This window comes from Pseudomonas sp. AU12215, from assembly GCF_001675465.2.
Lineage (GTDB): Bacteria > Pseudomonadota > Gammaproteobacteria > Pseudomonadales > Pseudomonadaceae > Pseudomonas > Pseudomonas nitroreducens.
Genome location: NZ_MACM02000112.1, coordinates 1 through 980 on the forward strand (window position 1 = coordinate 1; position 980 = coordinate 980).

The window sequence follows — 980 nt, forward strand, 5'->3', positions numbered from 1 at the left end:
TGTCCTATCTGATGTAACGCGGAAGAGGTTGAAGCTGACAATGTCAGTCCCGTCCAACTCCCTGGCGAACAGACTGTTGCGACGTCCGTCCCCAGATCGCCGGACGATCAAGCTGAAACGCCGGCCTTCATAAGTCCCTTCTCTGTATCCCTCCGCAAGCTTCGCGAAAGCGGCATCGAACTCGGAATGCTCCATGTCATCCATCCTTATTGATAGAACAGAGGCGCGGCGGGTGCGAGACCGCCAGTGCCGGGTCGCGCTAAGGTGCCGGGCAGATTCCTGCAGCCGACGAGGCCCGGGGTGGGCAGGATAATTGAGATGTCGGCGCCCGCATGGCTATCAGCGAAGTCGTCCGTCCAGTCTGCTAGGCAACGTCCACGCCTTTCCAGAAAGCGATGTAATCCCGGATACCCTCGGCATCCGGAGTGGGGGCGGGATAGGTCCAAGCGGCGTTCACGTTGAGCGCGTCACCCGCGCGAACATGAAAGAAGCGCGCGGCGCCTTTGATCGGACAGACAGATGTGTGCGGGCTCATCTCAAGCAGGCTCAGGTCGACTCCTGACGGTGGGAAGTAGTGATTTCCCTCGACGATGACTGTTTCGTCGCTTGTGGCGATAGTAGTGTCTTTCCAGATGGCTGAGACCAACGGACTCTCCTTTTGTATTCATCAACCGGCGAAGGCTCGCGGGCTGGCTGCCCCAAGCCGCACCTCCTCAGGTGGCAGGCGGGTTGCGCCCGAGAAGTTTGTCGAGCTCGCCTCTGACATCGAGCGCGAATAGCTCATCGGAGCCACCGATAAGGGTGCCATTGATGAAGATCTGCGGCACGGAGCTTCGCCCCGACGCTTCCGCCATGGCCTGCCGGTGAGCCGGATCCGCCTCAATATCGAGCTCCTTCCATCGCACGCCCTTTTCCTTGAGGAGCGCCTTCGCTCGGCGGCAGAACGGGCACCAATTCGTGGTGTACAGCAATAAATCAGT

Annotated in this window: 3 protein-coding genes; all 3 read right to left on the reverse strand. The window is 59.8% G+C overall.

The window, feature by feature from the left end; all coding sequences use genetic code 11:
• Positions 1-195, reverse strand: a 195-nt coding sequence (locus A9513_RS36320) for a hypothetical protein (protein WP_065085046.1), incomplete at its 3' end; no start/stop codon positions are given.
• 169 nt (positions 196-364) lie between these two features.
• Entirely contained in the window at positions 365-646 is a 282-nt protein-coding gene (locus A9513_RS14705; protein WP_003464986.1) for a DUF427 domain-containing protein, read from the reverse strand.
• A 67-nt stretch (positions 647-713) separates the two neighbouring features.
• The coding region (gene grxC, locus A9513_RS14710; protein ID WP_065085047.1) for a glutaredoxin 3 at positions 714-980 on the reverse strand (267 nt) is incomplete at its 5' end.